The sequence below is a fragment of the Clostridium pacaense genome (genome assembly GCF_020709765.2).
GTDB classification, from domain to species: Bacteria; Bacillota; Clostridia; order Lachnospirales; family Lachnospiraceae; genus Enterocloster; species Enterocloster hominis.
On record NZ_JAJFEB020000005.1, the window covers coordinates 189,047 to 205,562 of the forward strand.

Annotated in this window: 13 protein-coding genes; 1 reads left to right on the plus strand and 12 read right to left on the minus strand. The window is 49.1% G+C overall.

Going from position 1 to position 16,516, the window contains the following annotated elements:
• Window positions 1-11 precede the first annotated feature (11 nt).
• The gene (locus LK536_RS40800; RefSeq protein ID WP_227795953.1) at window positions 12-1,313 is read right to left on the minus strand and encodes an ABC transporter substrate-binding protein; all 1,302 of its coding nucleotides are present in this window, start codon (window positions 1,311-1,313) and stop codon (window positions 12-14) included.
• Between the two features lie 275 nt (window positions 1,314-1,588).
• On the opposite strand from LK536_RS40800, the gene LK536_RS40805 reads away from it, so the two are divergent.
• Window positions 1,589-2,458: an AraC family transcriptional regulator gene (locus tag LK536_RS40805; protein WP_227795952.1), complete on the plus strand. Its 870-nt coding sequence runs from the start codon at window positions 1,589-1,591 to the stop codon at window positions 2,456-2,458.
• Between the two features lie 138 nt (window positions 2,459-2,596).
• Here LK536_RS40805 and LK536_RS40810 read toward each other — a convergent pair whose 3' ends face one another.
• The 11 genes from LK536_RS40810 to LK536_RS40860 form a co-directional block, all read right to left on the minus strand.
• Window positions 2,597-3,718: an ABC transporter ATP-binding protein gene (locus tag LK536_RS40810; RefSeq protein ID WP_227795951.1), complete on the minus strand. Its 1,122-nt coding sequence runs from the start codon at window positions 3,716-3,718 to the stop codon at window positions 2,597-2,599.
• 4 nt (window positions 3,719-3,722) lie between these two features.
• Window positions 3,723-5,504, minus strand: coding sequence for an ABC transporter permease (locus LK536_RS40815; RefSeq protein ID WP_025486925.1), 1,782 nt, complete (start codon window positions 5,502-5,504; stop codon window positions 3,723-3,725).
• 91 nt (window positions 5,505-5,595) lie between these two features.
• Window positions 5,596-6,834, minus strand: a complete 1,239-nt coding sequence (locus tag LK536_RS40820; RefSeq protein WP_025486924.1) for an ABC transporter substrate-binding protein — start codon at window positions 6,832-6,834, stop codon at window positions 5,596-5,598.
• Window positions 6,835-6,918: 84 nt separating this feature from the next.
• Window positions 6,919-7,755 carry a MurR/RpiR family transcriptional regulator gene (locus LK536_RS40825; protein WP_025486923.1) on the minus strand — a complete coding sequence of 279 codons (837 nt, stop codon included), beginning with the start codon at window positions 7,753-7,755 and terminating at the stop codon, window positions 6,919-6,921.
• Window positions 7,756-7,801: 46 nt separating this feature from the next.
• Window positions 7,802-8,656 (minus strand): class II fructose-bisphosphate aldolase, encoded by an 855-nt coding sequence (locus LK536_RS40830; RefSeq protein ID WP_025486922.1) that lies wholly within the window; start codon window positions 8,654-8,656, stop codon window positions 7,802-7,804.
• Window positions 8,649-9,983, minus strand: coding sequence for an ADP-dependent glucokinase/phosphofructokinase (locus tag LK536_RS40835; protein WP_227795950.1), 1,335 nt, complete (start codon window positions 9,981-9,983; stop codon window positions 8,649-8,651). The genes LK536_RS40830 and LK536_RS40835 overlap by 8 nt, the downstream gene beginning before the upstream one ends.
• A gap of 36 nt (window positions 9,984-10,019) precedes the next feature.
• Window positions 10,020-10,886, minus strand: a complete 867-nt coding sequence (locus tag LK536_RS40840; RefSeq protein WP_025486920.1) for a ketose-bisphosphate aldolase — start codon at window positions 10,884-10,886, stop codon at window positions 10,020-10,022.
• Window positions 10,887-11,236: 350 nt separating this feature from the next.
• Entirely contained in the window at window positions 11,237-11,992 is a 756-nt protein-coding gene (locus tag LK536_RS40845) for an HAD family hydrolase (protein ID WP_025486919.1), read from the minus strand.
• Window positions 11,993-12,000: 8 nt separating this feature from the next.
• Window positions 12,001-14,778: a translation factor GTPase family protein gene (locus tag LK536_RS40850; RefSeq protein ID WP_227795949.1), complete on the minus strand. Its 2,778-nt coding sequence runs from the start codon at window positions 14,776-14,778 to the stop codon at window positions 12,001-12,003.
• A gap of 126 nt (window positions 14,779-14,904) precedes the next feature.
• Window positions 14,905-15,822 carry a zf-HC2 domain-containing protein gene (locus LK536_RS40855; protein WP_227795948.1) on the minus strand — a complete coding sequence of 306 codons (918 nt, stop codon included), beginning with the start codon at window positions 15,820-15,822 and terminating at the stop codon, window positions 14,905-14,907.
• Window positions 15,815-16,324: an RNA polymerase sigma factor gene (locus tag LK536_RS40860; RefSeq protein WP_227795947.1), complete on the minus strand. Its 510-nt coding sequence runs from the start codon at window positions 16,322-16,324 to the stop codon at window positions 15,815-15,817. Before LK536_RS40860 ends, LK536_RS40855 begins: the two co-directional genes overlap by 8 nt.
• Window positions 16,325-16,516 lie beyond the last annotated feature (192 nt).

The following is a 16,516-nucleotide window of genomic DNA, read 5'->3' on the forward strand; positions in this document are numbered from 1 at the left end:
TGCCCTTTCCGTTACGGCGCCTTTGCCTCGTCTACCAGCTTCTGCATGGCTGCAAGCCCCTCATCCAGGCTCACCTCGCCGCTGTATATCTTAAGCAGGGCATCATTAATCTGCGTCTTCCAGTTGGGTCTTGATGCATTGTTCACACTCTGTACCCCGTAAGGGAACATATCCACGCATTTCTGTACATCCAGCTTATAATCAAACTGGTCGAAGGCCTGTACCCAGGTGTGCTCCAGTCCCTCATAGGCCGGGATGGCTGCGCCTGACAGCCCCTGTACCCTCTGTCCTTCCTCAGAACCGGTGAATTTCAGGAAATCCTTCGCGTATTCCAGTTTCTTACCCTTTGCCCCGGTGGCATAACACAGGCCGTTGGAAATGGTTGCCCTGCCGTCCCCGTTTAAGGGATCCGGGCATTTGGGCAGCACCGCCACATCCCACTTTCCTTCCAGGTTCTTATTGTTCTCCATCATGGACATCAGGTTCCAGTTGCCTTCCAGGTACATGGCGCCCTGTTCGGATATAAAGGCGGTTCCGGGATTGGTTTCTGCAAAATATTTCTGGTCCGGGCACCATGGCTCCTTTTGTAAATTAATGTAAAATTCCATGCCTTTTCTTGTGGCCGGGTCCGTGAAACCTGCTTTTGTCTTATCCTGGTTCAGGATATGGCCGCCTGCCTGGTACACAAAATTCCAGTACCCCAGCTGCTCATCCGCATATGCCATGAAGCCGTATTTTCCTGTCCTGTCATGAATTGCTGCGGACGCCGCTGTCAGGTCATCCCATGTCCAGGATTCATCCGGATATGTAAGTCCAGCATTGTCAAACATTTCCCTGTTATATACAAGGCAGACCGTATCCTTGTCCTTCGGCACCCCGTAGATGCGTCCGTCCGACCCCTTTGCATTGTTCAGGGAGATTTCCGAAAAATGTTTTGTGTAGTAATCCGGGTCCTCCTCATCATAAAGGTCTGTCACGTCCGCCAGTTTTCCATAGTCCGCATATTTAAGGATTTGGTTAGTATGCATCCAGAATATATCCGGCAGCTGGTTGGATTCAGCCGCCGCATCCAGCTTGGTCCAGTACTCATCCCAGCTGGTCACCTGGACGTCAATCACCACATCCGGATTCTGTTCCATGTAGGCCCTGGCAACGGACTCCATGCCGTTCCTCTGGGCCGTATCCCATATCTGGAAGGAAAGCTTCACTTTCCCGTCCCCTGTTTTTCCTGCTCCTGCACACCCTGTGACCATGGCCGCGGCGAGCAGTAAGGCTGTTCCGAATACCAGACACCATTTTAACGTTTTGTGCATAGTGTTCCCCCTCTTATACCTGCATTTTTCGGTTTAAATAAACCATTTTGTTGCCTTTATTTTCTTCTTTCTTTCTGTTAACCTTATGATATCACGTTGTTTTATCCGGGTAAATGTTCTGTTAATACCAGTTATATACCTAAATGCTATTTTTGTATCTGTAGGTTGATATTGGGTAGCATTTGGGTATATAATGGGATATATGCAGTATAGAGCAAAGTACACCTTTGCACAAGGGTGAACCAGTCTGGCAATGATATCAAAGGAGGCGCTACATGAGCAATGTCCTTTTTTCCATTTTCCCCAATGAACGTTTTGTGGACCTGGGCTTATACCAATATGGCTGGGAGCAGTGTGAACCCCTGCATTCCTATGGCCCTTATGCACGCAACCACTATCTGTTCCACTATGTGATATCAGGCGCCGGAACCCTGATGTCCACGGATTCCAAAGGCATGACCAATACCTATCATATCAAAAGCGGGGAGGGGTTCCTTATCCATCCAAAGCAGGTTAACACCTACAGCGCGGACAGGGACCATCCCTGGGAATACACATGGCTGGAGTTTGACGGGCTAAGGGTTAAGGAAGCCCTGGAACTGGCCGGGCTTACCATGGACAATCCGGTCTATCACTCCAATGCAAGGGATCTGAGCCTGGAACTGAAGAACGAGATGCTCTATATCGCCAACCATTCCGACCAGTCGCCCTTCCACTTAATCGGACACCTGTACCTGTTCCTGGACTATCTCACCCGCTCCTCCTCGTCCAGGAGGATGATGCGCGGCGGGAAGCTTCAGGATTTTTATATCCGTGAAGCCACATCCTTTATAGAGCAGAATTTCCAGAACGACATATCCGTGGAGGACATCGCCGCCTTCTGCAATCTGAACAGAAGCTATTTCGGGAAGATATTCCGTGACGCGGTGGGCAAAAGCCCCCAGGAATTCTTAATTAGCTACCGCATGACCAAGGCCGCGGAGCTGCTGAAGCTGACAGAGCTGACCATAAAGGACATAGGCAATGCCGTGGGATACCCCAGCCAGCTCCATTTTTCCAGGGCGTTTAAGAAAACATATGGCATCTCCCCAAGGGAATGGCGTTCGGAGAATAAGATTGCTTCCGGGGCGGGGAAGATGGGGTGATTTAGACATGAAAATACCTCCTAAGTAGATTTTGGTTATTTACCTTGTCTACTTAAGAGGTATCATATCATTACAAGCAGCGGTCCTTTTATGCAATCCCACTTTTTTCCACGGAATGATCCTCTATTCCATATAATCCTATATACATTCAATCTTCCCTAATGAAATCAGTTCCCTGGTATCCTTATGGAAGATGCATACCTTGGTGCCTGAAATATTTACCTTAACCTCTTCCCCTTCCGAAAAATTAATGCTTCCAAACACCACGGACCGCAGGTTTGTCCCCATACATTCTACGATTACCGTGGTTTCCATTCCGTAAGGGAAGGAGGATATGACCTTTGCCGGGATATTTCCCTCTTCTCCAATTAATACATCTTCCGGCCGTATACCCACAATGACATCCGGCCCCTTGGATCTCAGCCCAGCTTCATCCTCCGCCTCTGCCAGAAAACGGATTCCCGCCCTCTGTAACTCCGGATGACCGGAAGCTGCATTCATTTGAAAATCCACAAAATTCATGGCTGGATTACCGACAAAGTCAGCCACAAACATATTCACCGGCTCCGCGTACAGCTTCAGCGGTGGTGCATACTGCTGGAGTACGGCCGTATTCATCAGGCAGATGGAGGTAGATAATGCCATTGCCTCTAACTGGTCATGGGTTACATACACAAAAGTCGCATTGGATGTGCTGTGCAGACGTTTCAGCTCCGTCCTCATTTCCAGCCTCAGTTTCGCATCCAGGTTAGACAGAGGCTCATCCATCAGAAGAATCTGGGGGCTGGCCGCCAGCGTCCTTGCAATGGCCACCCTCTGCTGCTGGCCGCCTGACAGTTCTGAGGGATACCGTTCCAGGAAAGGCGTAAGCTGCAAAAGCACGCACAGTTCCTCTACCTTTTCCTTAATCTCCTTTTTCCCCCACTTCAGGTTTTCCAACCCAAATGCAATATTCTTATATACGGTCATATGGGGCCAAAGGGCATAATTCTGGAACAGGAAACCTACGCTCCTCTCATTTGGCGGCACATCGATTCCTTTTTCAGCGGAAAACACCAGTCGGTCCCCAATCCATATCTCGCCTTCAGTGGGTGTCTCCAGTCCTGCAATCATCCGCAGCGTAGTGGTTTTACCGCAACCGGAAGGCCCCAGCAGGGAAATAAAGCTGTTGGCCGGTATCTCCAGGTTCAGGTGGTCCACTGCCACCGACTTTCCATAACGTTTTGTTATATTTCTTAAGACAATACTGTTATCTGCCATTTCATCAACCCCCTATACCAGAATCAATGGATGCTCCGGTCAATTTATTCACAAGTGCGTTCAATGATATTACTATAATCACAATCAAAAGCGTAATTGCATTGGCAAACTGTTCATAGCCCTTTTGATTGTACATGAACAGCAGCGTCGTAAGCAGAACGGAGCCCGGCGTATATAAAAGTACGAACAGCTCCATTTCCCTTGTACAGCTGATAAACGGCAGGAGATATCCTGACATGATGCTGGTCTTCTGGATTGGAATAAGGATACGGCACATCCTTTTATACCAGGGAATACCCATTATCATTGCCGATTCCTCCAGTGTTGCGCTAATCTGGAACATGGAGTTCAGGCCGGACCTGGACGCCATGGGCAGGTATTTCACAACGCCTATGAGTACCAGAAGGGCGTAGGAGCCATACAGCGCCGGAATGATTCCTCTCCTGGCGGAAAACATGGACAGGTAAATGGCGGAAAGGGCAATACTGGGAATCAGATACGGCAGGAAGGTCAGGCTGTTCACGGTAGAGGACAGTTTCGTCCCCCATTTCCTGGCAATCCCATATCCTGCCAGGCATCCCACGGTGCCTGCTCCAAGGGAACAGCACAGGGCAAGAAGAAGGGTATTCTTTAATGCCTTCCAAAAGGTAGGATTCCTGAATATGCCGGAAAATCCGATTCCCGCATCCTCTGCAATCCAGTAACGCAGTGTGAAGTTAGACAATGAATAATCACCCTTTACCTGGGTAAGGGATTCTGTCGCAAAGCTCACGAAGGGGAGCAGAGTCACCGCCACAACAAAAACCACGACCACGGCACTGATTATCCTGCGGCCTCCCCGCAGTCTGGTAAGTGATACGTTGGAACTTTTGCCCGAAACCGTTGTGTAGGATTTCCTGGTTCCCAGCATCTTCTGGTTCAGATACAATATGGAAAAACTTAACACCAGCATCACAACCGCATATACATAACCGCGCCCGGGATTAGTGCCGTTGAGATAGCTGTACATCTTTGTGGCCAACGTATAAAAATTAACCGGCAGGCCCAGAAACTGGGCCGTGGAGAATACACTGAGCCCGGATGCGAATACCAGGAGTATGGTGGACAGTACGGCCGGCTTCACAAGAGGCAGTGTTACTCTTGTAAATATACGCAACCGGGAGGTTTTAAGAATCTGTGCTGCTTCCTCCAGGTTAGAATCCATGTTCTTAAGAATTCCGCCAATCAGAATGTATGCGTAAGGAGCATAGTGAAGGCCCGTAACAAGCACAATAGGAAAAAATCCATAAGCAAACCAGTTGGGGGTGGCCAATCCTGTCACCGACTCAAAAATTCCAGTGGTCCCGCCAATCAGGCTGTTCTTAAAAAAGTTTGTCCATGCAATTGCCAGTGTCCATCCCGGCATGATATACAGGAACATGAACAACGTGGAACAGATTTTTTTACAGTACATGTCGGTCCTTATAATCAGCCATGCAAACATTCCGCCCGCCACGATTGCGATGATGCAGGAAAACACAGCACACATAAGTGAATTCATGAGAGGGATGACAAAGGTCTGATATACCTCTCCTGATGCAAATGTCTTAGTCCAGTGATACAATGTATAGGAACCTGATGCTTCGTGGACCCTGTTAACTTCCGAAGTATGGACAATCAATGTATCCTTGAATATATAGATTAATGGAACAATAACCAGATATATCAGACAGATAAGCAAAACCAAAAGAATGATGTTATGGGGTCTGCGCAGGAAATTTCCGGCTTTTCTAGCTTTTACTTTCAATCAACTCACCTCTATTGTAAAATAGAATGGATACAAAGATATCATATCCATCCTATTTTAAGATTAACGCAGCAACCCAGGCTGCATCCGGTTAACGTAATGTCTCAATAAAATCTTCCACATCCGCACGGTGATTGACCAGGTAATCCGGGTCATCCAGTACGATATTCCCCTTCACTTCGTCAAAACTGTAATCCGTGGCATGGACGTTGGCAGGATTGGCGGAAAAACCACCATAATAATCATTGAACGCAGCCCAGCCATTTTCGCTCAGCAGCCACTCAGAGAAAAGTTTGGCAGTATTGGGATGCTGGCAATTATCAAGGATGATGGAGTAAACAGGGTATGCATAGCCTCCTACCGGATTGCATGAGGATAAATCATAACTCAGCTTGATTCCCTTATCATCCTGTGTGCTGAATCTCTGTGTGCTGAAATATCCGACCCACGTATCAGACTGCCCCAGGGCGCCTACGGTGGTTGCCGATGTGGTATCAGAGGTGGTCAGCAGGACACCATTTTGGAACATCATCTTAATGAATTCCCATCCTGCATTATCCGTTGTCAGGGTTATATCCTTTCCAAAATACTCCTTATATGCATCCGCCAGCCTTGACGCGTATCCGTCGGATGTAAGCATGGTCAGCATATCAAAGTTAACACCCTCGCTGGAAGGATCCTTCATGGTGAACAGTCCCTTATACTGCGGGTCAGCAATGCGCCACAGGTTCGTGAGCCATCCCTCCCCAACCAATTCATCATTATACATAAAGCTCTTTGTATCATAATACCAAATCAGGGCAGTACAATCATCATTGCCCACTATCTCTCCCACCCGGGGATTGGACCATTTCATGGCATATCCGGTATCCACCAGTTCCGCCATTACACGGTAGGTATCCTGGGCGCATACTAAATCTGCACTTACCGCACCGGACTGGCATTCTGAGGTAATCTTTTCAATCATCTCTGTTTCGCCCAGCTGTGTAAATTCCACCTTAATCCCAAATTCTTTTGCAAACCGGTCAGCCGCATCCTGCAAGTATGAATTGGCGCCATAAAAAACAAGGCCTCCTTCTTCCTTTGCAGCAGCAACCAGGTCATCATAACTCATCCCGTCCTCCTGGCCGGATGATGCAGCAGAAGCCCCTGCGGATTCCGGTTCCGATGCCGCCCCGCCCTCTTTTACCTCTTCCTTTGCAGCTTCTGTTCCCATGTTCCCTTCAGTTCCAGCTGCAGTTGCGGTACTCCCGGAACCCCCACACCCGCTTAACGCACCAGCTGCCATTATCCCTGCCAGTACGATTGCCATCAGATTGTTTCTTCTCATAGTATATTCCTCCTCATATTCCGATTTTACTTCGGAAACCAACATTACCAGTACACGGCAGCACAATTCTCCTGCCATGGTACACTATAGTTTCATGTCTGATAAAAACTCCAGCATATCCGTATTCTTCTCCTGTACGGCTGCCTGGACCTTCTCATCCTTCGCCAATACATCCAACAATGCTTCAGCCACAGCCATCTCGCACAGATGGCTGTAATTCCTGTAAAAGTCGAACCTGGAAAAATCCCCTTTGGATTCAATCACATAATCAGCCAGTTCAGCCAGTGATGAATTCTTATAGGCGGTAATGGCTATCACCTTAAGACTCCTCTGCTTTGCCAGGGCCACGCCGTCAATGACGCTTTTGGTTGATCCGGACTGGGATACCGCAAGCACCAGGTCACTGCCGCCGGCCAGGTTAATCTGGTTCATATAATAATCGGCCACACCGCTGAAGGTGCACTTAATCCCCAGTCTTCCAAGCCTGAATCCAATATGTTCAATAATCGGAGTGGTATTGCCGGAAGCAATCAGGTGGACCTGATCGCAGTTCCTTAACAGATCCACGCACCGGTAAACTGTTTCCGAATTAATATTATCCGCGATATTCAGCATGATTTTGGAGTATTCCCGGAACACATCCCCCACACTGTTCACCGTATTAACCATCTCATGATTCTGATACCTTACCAGTTCCTTGGAAAGGGACATTCGAAACGGCCAATATCCTTTAAAACCTACATGCTGGCACATCCTCACCACGGTGGCCTCGCTCACATCACTTGCCAGTGCCAGGTCCTTTACAGTAAAATCAACTACTTTTGCAGTATTCTTCAGTACATAGTCCGCCAGTTTCCGTTCTGTGGGGGAAAGGGTTTCATACTGGGCCTGTATGTTTTCTATTGCAGATAGTTCCGTCATAAACAGCCTCCTTTTTCACAATCATATATCCTCTCCTGCCATTATACTAGAACCTGCACAAGGTTCTCAACCTGTTTTCAACATAAGGCAAAAGTCTGGAATGGATATATTCCGGCATATGGATGATTTTTACAGGATCCATATTCCCTTTATTATCGGAGATATACTGTTCCATGGCCTGGTAATACTTTCCAAGAAATTCCGTACCCAGGTTAAACTTGCTGATTCCCTTTGAGAACGCTGTCACAAGTTGGTCATCCGGTATACCGCTTCCTCCGTGTAATACCAAAGGAACCTTTGTAACCGCCCGTATTTCCTCCAGTCTCTTTATGTCAAGATGTGGGGTATCACGGTATTCCCCATGGGCATTGCCAATGGAAACCGCCAGGGAATCCACTCCTGTCTCCCTGCAGAACTGTTCTGCGGCGTCCGGCTTTGTGTACAGGTCTTCCTTGGAATCATCAGCATCAGAAGCCGCCCCCACATGCCCAATTTCCCCTTCCACAATTGCGCCCAGGTCATGGGCTGCCTTCACCACGTCCCCTGTTATCTCAATATTCCTTTCCAGCGGATATACCGATGCATCCATCATCACGGATTCAAACCCACAGCGGATTGCATTCAGAACCGCCGCTTTGGTGTAATCATGGTCCAGATGCAGTCCTATAGGCACGGCAACCTCTTCGGCCAGTTCCTTTACCATCCCGGCAAATCCCCTTATACCCGTGGTTTTCTGGACCGGGACATGCTCCGGATACAGCATGATGATGGCCGGTGTATTGGATGACTGGGCCGCATAAACAACCGCCCTGGCCATATTATAGTCCTGACAGATAAATGCAATGGCCGCCGTGTTACTCTCCCTGGCCATCTGCAGGATATTACTTACCTTCTCATACATTCCTTTCCCCTCTCCCTTCTGATGGTGTTGCCCCTGAACCGGCTGCAGTACCTGTATCCATATGCCTGCATGCCAGAACAGGCAGCAGCCCTCCTGCAAAAAAGTCCCCCAGCCCTACAGTAGTCGGCCTGTCCACAAAATCCAGGTCCTTACACGCAACGCAGCAGACCAGTGGATCTGACTCCGTTACCTGCCGGCAGAATGCCTCGCCCTTCGCGTTCGTCTTCCATGTGCGGATACGACCGTACTCTTCCATCCCAAAATCATCACCATGGACATATCTTGCTGATGCAAGCATGATCCCGCTTTCCAAGGCTCCTTTAAACTCCCGGGCACCTGTTCCATATGCAAGGGCCCATATATGGGTATGTATGATAAGAAACGGAACCTGAAGGCATCGGTAAATGTATCTGACTGCATCCATAACCTGAACCGGATCAAGGATCCGTATTCTTTGTCCCACATAGTCCTGCAGTTCATCCTCATTCATGCTTATGATGTCTAATACCGGGGCCAATTGCCTGTGCACCATATGGCGGAACTCCTTGTTGATATAGCACCCGTCCTCCAAAATCACGGCAGCGCTGTCCTTGAGTCCGTTTAATATATCAAATACAGTATCCAGCCTGTCCCTGAGTATGGATCCGTCCAACACCTCGCTGAAGCATGAGAGGAGAAAGACATCCGCATCCCGCACCATTTCCCCTGCATCTTCTGCTATCACCATATCCATGCTGTCCTTATCCCGGGATATGAGAATCCGGTTATGGCATGGCACGGTAAAATCAATGTCATTGGCCTGGATATGTACGCCAGATGGATATTGCAGGATGATATGGGGATACACCCTATCATACTCCAGCCCGTTTCCTGAATAAAATTTTATGCCGGGCGGAAGCAGATTTTCAATGTACCGGTTAAAACAACACATCCCGAGGGTGCTTTCAAATCCTATCTTCCGTATTGCAATGGCTGCCCTGGCAGCGGTTCCCCCGATAGTTGTCCTGTATGTAAATTCCTCTGCAAAAGCATTGCATGTCCGGAAGTCATCCGGTATGATTTCACAGCCTGTGCCCTGTCTCATACAAATAAGGATTTCAATCATCAGGTCCTTAATGGATGCTATCTGGCTCCTTTCTGTAAGTTCACCAGCATGTATACCGTGCTTCCTGATTAGATGTTCCATCACAGAAAGATCCCACTCCAACTCAAAGTCCACACACGCATGAAATCCTAATGCAATCTTCCTCTCCCCTGTTCCCTCAATGTCTTTATCCTTGGTCCTGCCAATATTGCTGCCCCTGTGCCCGTCCACATTCATATCCATATGTTGTCCACATTCCTGTCCATACGCCTATACGGGTCAGCGGTACAGGGATGCCTTCCCTGCTGAATGGAACAACTGGATTTTCTGTCCTGCGACCTGCCTCAAAGTTTCAATACAGGGCGGATAGATTGCATTGGGTTCCCTCAAGGACCGGTCAGACAGTACTTCCCTGCATTTTTCATAAAAAGGAGCTTTAATGTCACTTGATATATTGACCTTATTGATTCCATGGCACACAGCAGTCTCAATCTCACTGTCCGGGTTGGATGAACCGCCGTGAAGTACCAGAGGTACCTTCGCAGCTTTCTTGATTTCATCCAGTATGTCAATCCTGAGTTTTGGTTCAAATCCTTTTGGATACAGCCCATGGCTGGTTCCGATAGCAACAGCCAGTGCGTCAATGCCGGTTTCTTCTATGAACCGTTCTGCATCCTTGGGATTTGTATAATGAATCTCATTCGTTCCTGTTTCAATGGAGTCGGTATTGCCGATTGTACCTAATTCCCCTTCGACTGATACGTAATCAGCTGCCGCATGTGCCGTCCCGCAGACCTTTTTACAGAGTGCGATATTTTCCTCAAAAGGCAGCAGTGACGCATCAATCATGACAGAAGTAAAGCCCAGGCTGATAGCCTTCACGCAATCCTCATAGGAACCGCCGTGGTCCAGATGGATGCACACGGGTACTGGTGCATGATTTGCCTCATCAATCACTGCTTTAATAAAGGAATTCTGTACAAATGATAATTCATCCGGGTGGATGGCCACAATAACCGGAGAATCCTGGGCAATTGATTCCTGCATCACCCCGGTGAGAATCATATTGCTGGATGTGTTAAAGGCCGGTACTGCAAAGTTTTTTTCTTTCGCAACTGCCAAAATGTCTTTCATGTTTACAAGCATCTCTTCTGCCCTCCTGATTGTCCCTCACTGTAAATGGTAACTTGTTTTCATAGCTTTATTATATTGCTATGAAATAAAATGTCAATATATTTTTGTAATGAAATTTCTTTTCAGTCAATATAGTGAAATTAAACTGTCAAATTTGTGCACAACTACGAAGCTCAGCCCCCCTTCGTAAAATATGCCTAATAAAAATCAAATCCTAAAACAATGTTGGTTACGCGGCAGCAGATGGAGGGAATAAATTTTCAAACGTTCCCTGGTTTTGGACACAGCAAAAAGACAGATTGGAATCTGTCTCCTTCTGTATCATGATTAAGGTTTAAGGAAAACGGCGAATCGCCAGATATTTAAGAATCATTCTCTTGACTAAGGATACCCATCACAATTCCCTCCAGCTCCTCCACCCCCGCAGCCATATAATCAGGTTCTATCCCACCACACGCCCCAGGATGCCTGTCCGGATCATCTTCACAGCCGGGAACCCCATGATGCCTGCGGTTAAACCAGACCGCTTTCCATCCGGCCCTCTTAGCCCCAATGACATCATTGGCAAAGGAATCCCCAATATAATATGTATGCCCCACATCCAGGCCCAGCGCTTCCTGTACCTTCCGAAACACGCGGATATCCGGTTTCGCAACCCCCATCTCAGCCGAGATGAACACATGGTCCTCCTCTATCCACTGTTCCAATCCCAACACGCGGATTTTATCCCGCTGGTGTCCGGAAGGGCCATTGGTTATAAGCCCCAGAAGGGCGCCCTTTGCACGGGCCTCTGAAAGGATTCCTGCCATGCCTGGGAGAAGTCCGATTCTTTGCTGAAACATCCCGTATGCCTCTTGGAGCCGGAGCGCATCCCGGGGCTTAAGACAGATGTCCAGGTCGGCAAATGCATGGACCAGCCGGTAAACATACATATCCTCCATTGACATCCGGCCGGATTCGGACTGGTTGAAAACAAGCTCGCTGTAATGCCTGCTGCGTACAAACAGGCGTTCATGATCCGTCCTGAAATCATTTCCCAGGACCTGCCCACAGGCCAGCCGGAAGGGTTCCAGCTGGTCATACAAAGTGTCGTCCACATCAAACAGTAAGGCTGTCATATACCGTATCACTCCTTCAGCCGTCCAAGCTCCTTTGCCGCCTCCTCAGGCAGCACGTCAATCAGGCTGTTCCGCTTCAGCTGGGGCTTGTCCAGATATTCTTCCCGCAGCATCACCTTCACCCGCTCCAGGTCTTCCCATAATTCCCTTGCGGAAACCAGGCGGCACCCCTGGCCGCGGATGATGACCTGTTCCAGCCCGTCGGAGGTGGCCACGGAAACATCATGACGGCGGGCATTTTCATGTGCAAATTTCTCAATATACTGGTCGGCGGTTTCCGCCTCTTTTGTGTATACCACATGGATGTTATGGTAATCCAGGATTTCAGTCGCATGTCCCTTCACCCGGTACGCGTCAAATACCACAATCAGGTTGCACTTTTTCACGGCCTGGTAATTGCACAGCAGATCCATAAGACGTCCCCTGGCGCCCTCCATATTGTCCTTTGCCAGGACATTCAGTTCCTCCCACGCATAGATGATATTGTAACCGTCCACCAGGAGATATTCTTCCTGGGGCGCCTGTTTCGCCGCCGGACGGTAGGTGCGTGTCTCCGGGGGATTAAAGCTCCTGCGGCTGCCGCCCTTTCCCGGTATCCCGCTTTTCTGGCGCGCCTTGTCCCGGCTGTTGGTATAAAAGGTCCTGTTTAATATGGCATCGATTTCTTCTGTACCCAGCCATATCTCCTCCTGGGCGGACCCCTCCGGCATGGTCTTGGCAGGTCCGTTCCCGGCGCTTACATCCCCCAGGCCATGATTCCCGGGCGCCCCGTCCCCCCATGCCCCGTCCGGCTGATCCATCCCCTCCGGCAGTTCCTTTAAAATGCCGCTGTCCACATGCATATACTCCTTCACATGGTCCCAGCCAACCACAAAGCCCGCGCCGTGGGCGCAGAACACGGAACCGGCAGGATGATCCGTATCCCGTTCCGGATCATATCCAATGCGTTCCACGACCTCTTCCGTATTATGGCAGGGTTCGTATCCTTTCATGGTACATGTAAGCTTTCCGCATCCTTTTGTGTAGGAGGTTACTTCGGTCTGGTAATCTCCCATGGACGCCACGGGAGCGCTTCCCGTGAGCACGGCCATCCCGGATTCCGTGTGGGCAATGGCACATGTGCCGGACCGCTTTTCTATATCCGTCATGGCCCGTCCAATGGATGTGTCCGGAATCTCCAGCCGGAATTCATACCATGGCTCTAACAGGATGCTGCCTGCTTCCATCAGTCCCTGCCTGAGCGCCCGGTAGGTTGCCTGGCGGAAATCCCCGCCCTCCGTGTGCTTAATATGGGCACGGCCCGCCACCAGCGTAATCCGCATGTCTGTAATGGGCGAACCGGTCAGGACACCTTTATGGACTTTTTCCTCCAGGTGGGTGAGTACCAGACGCTGCCAGTTCCGGTCCAGCACATCCTCGCTGCACCGGGCGGCAAACTGAAGCCCGCTCCCCCGTTCCCCCGGTTCCAGCAACAGATGGACCTCCGCATAATGACGCAGGGGCTCAAAATGTCCCACGCCCTCCACAGGCCCGGCAATAGTCTCTTTATAGACTATATTGCCTGTCCCGAATTCCACCTCGACCCCAAACCGCTCCGCAATCACGCTCTTTAATATCTCAATCTGAACCTCACCCATGAGCTGGAGCTGTATCTCACCCAAGTGTCCGTCCCACACCACATGCAGCTGCGGGTCCTCCTCCTCCAGTTCCTTAAGCTTTGGCAGCATCACAGCCCGGTCGCAGCCAGGCGGAAGCTTTACCTCATAGGTAAGGACCGGTTCCAGCACAGGCTCCATGGAAGCTGCCTCTGCCCCAAGCCCCTGGCCCGGAAGGGTCCGCGTCAGGCCGGTCACCGCACAGATGCTGCCCGGCCCGGCCTCAGGGACAGCCTCATACTTTTCCCCGGAATAGATACGGATCTGATTCACCTTTTCTTCCCAGCAGGTCCCTTCCGTCCCAGGACCCGTCAGCACGGACTTCACCCTCAGGCATCCTCCGGTTATCTTCATATGGGTCAGGCGGTTGCCCTGGTCATCCCTGGATATCTTGAATACCCTGGCCCCGAACGCTTCCGGATATTCCGGGACCGTTCCATACCGGATGATTCCTTCCAGCAGTTCCTCCACGCCCTCAAGCTTTAGGGCAGAACCGAAATAGCAGGGAAACAGCCTGCGCTCATATACCAGGCGCCGGATTGTCTCCTCCCCCACCTCCCCTGTCTCCAGGAAATGTTCCAGCGCCTCCTCATCGCACATGGCCGCCTGCTCCATGAAATCCTGTGTTCCAGTCCGGGAAAAATCCACGCAGGAATCATCCAGCCTGGTCCTGATTTCACTTAACAGCGCGTCACGGTCCGTTCCGGCCAGGTCCATCTTATTCATAAACAGGAATGTGGGAATCCTGTACTTTGCAAGCAGGCGCCACAAGGTCACGGTGTGGCCCTGCACCCCGTCGCTGCCGCTGATGACCAGCACGGCATAATCCAGTACCTGAAGGGTCCGTTCCATCTCAGCCGAAAAATCCACATGTCCCGGCGTGTCCAACAATGTAACGTCTATTCCTTCCCACGTCAATCCTGCCTGCTTGGAGAATATGGTAATCCCCCTGGCCCGCTCCAGGGCATAGGTGTCCAGAAATGCATCCCGGTTGTCCACCCTTCCAAGCCTGCGGATGCTTCCTGCAAGATATAAAAGCGCCTCGGACAGCGTGGTCTTCCCGGCATCCACGTGGGCCAACATACCAGCACATATATGTTTTTTCACTCTTTTTGGTTCTTGTCCGCCCATGAAAATATCTCCTCCCGTGACAGCATACTTTATAAAGTATATCACAAGAGGAGGGGTTCGTCGAGACACTCTTATCCGCCTTCCTCATCCTCCTTTTTCAGGAAATACCGGTTTTTATTCCAGGAATCAACGATTTACCAGGGAAAAATCTTCCGTATATTCCCCGGTCCCGAAATCATAAATCAAAATCTGATACGGCCTGTCCAAAGAAATCCAAATGGCAAAATCCTGGGGTTCAAAATCGCCGTCCGTGACCAGTTGGCCATTAAACCGCCAGTATGTTGCATTTTCACCAATCACAGTGTCAACATAATACCATATGCCCTCAATTCCATTTACATATTCAATCCCGCTGATATAGCTTAAAGCGTTTTTCTCCCTATCTAATTCAGGTAAACGGTTGTATATCTCATTCTCTAATTCTGCCATCTTTTCGTAGTGGCCATGTTCCCAGCTGTATAGTTCCAATCTATCATAATCCGGACACGCAAGATACGCCTTTTTCCCTTTCATATCGGGGATTGAAAGGGTGAAATCTGTTTTATCCTGCTGGAACGGTAATGTATCTGCTCCATAAACCAGTACATTGACTACATCCGCTTCATCTTCACTTTCCTGCCATACGACACGGCTGACACGGCAGGATGACCGGTTAATCATGCCGCGTATGGTAAGGTATCCTGTTTCCTCATCATATGAAATGTCCGTGGCATTCACTTCATGCGTCGGTAAGCATTCACCAATGACAAAAACCTTCAAAAAAATGGATACCAGAAGAAGTGTTAACAAACCAGCAAAAATGCCAATCATTCTTTTTAATTTTTTTGTATGCTGCTGCACCTTCTTAAAGCCGTCAAGCGCAAGTGTTTCTTTTTGTTCCTCTTCTTGGCCCAATCCCTCTTTCATTTCCAAATAAACCTGATTACACTCCTCACATTCCTCCAGATGCCCTTTCACCACGTCTGTTCCTGCTTCGCTTAATATCCCATCAATATATCCCGGAAGCAGGTCCTGGATAATATCACAAGAATGATCTTTATTCATACTTTTTCAACTCCTCTCTGATTTTTTGTTTTGCACGATAAAAAACCGTTCTGCCCCAATTCTCACTCTTACCTAAGATTTCCCCTATTTCACGGAAAGAAAGTTCACCTGTAATCCGGTAAAGTACTACCTCCCGTTCCAGTTCTGGCAGGAGATGGATTGCACGGTAAAGTTCCATTTTACGTTCCTGGTTCAGTATACTGGTTTCGCCATCTGGCGCTGAATCATCGATTAAGTAATCTGCTAATCCTACTGTTTCCATCTGCTTTCTTTTACGGAGTTCCTGATACAGTATATGCTTTGCTATCTGACATAGCCATACAGATAACTTGCAGGTGCCGTCATACCGCGAAATAGAATATACTGCCCGCAAAAATGTTTCCTGCATCAGTTCCTGGGACCATTCTGCATCGTGCGTATGGGAATACAGAAACCGATAAACCAATTTCTCATAATCCCTATAGACAGAATCCATGTCCATGCTTTCGCCGGATTTCCCCATTGTCCCACCTCCTATCCGGAAAATCATCACTTATTGAAACCGCTTTATGAATGAATCATTATTTATATCACTTATATCACAAAACAGGGGCATTCGTTACAAGAATTTGAAAATGATGGGGGTAGGGCGGGCGCATCCCCCAAAGCACAGACCTAATTCTTAATTTTCAATGAATATCTTGGACATTTCCCC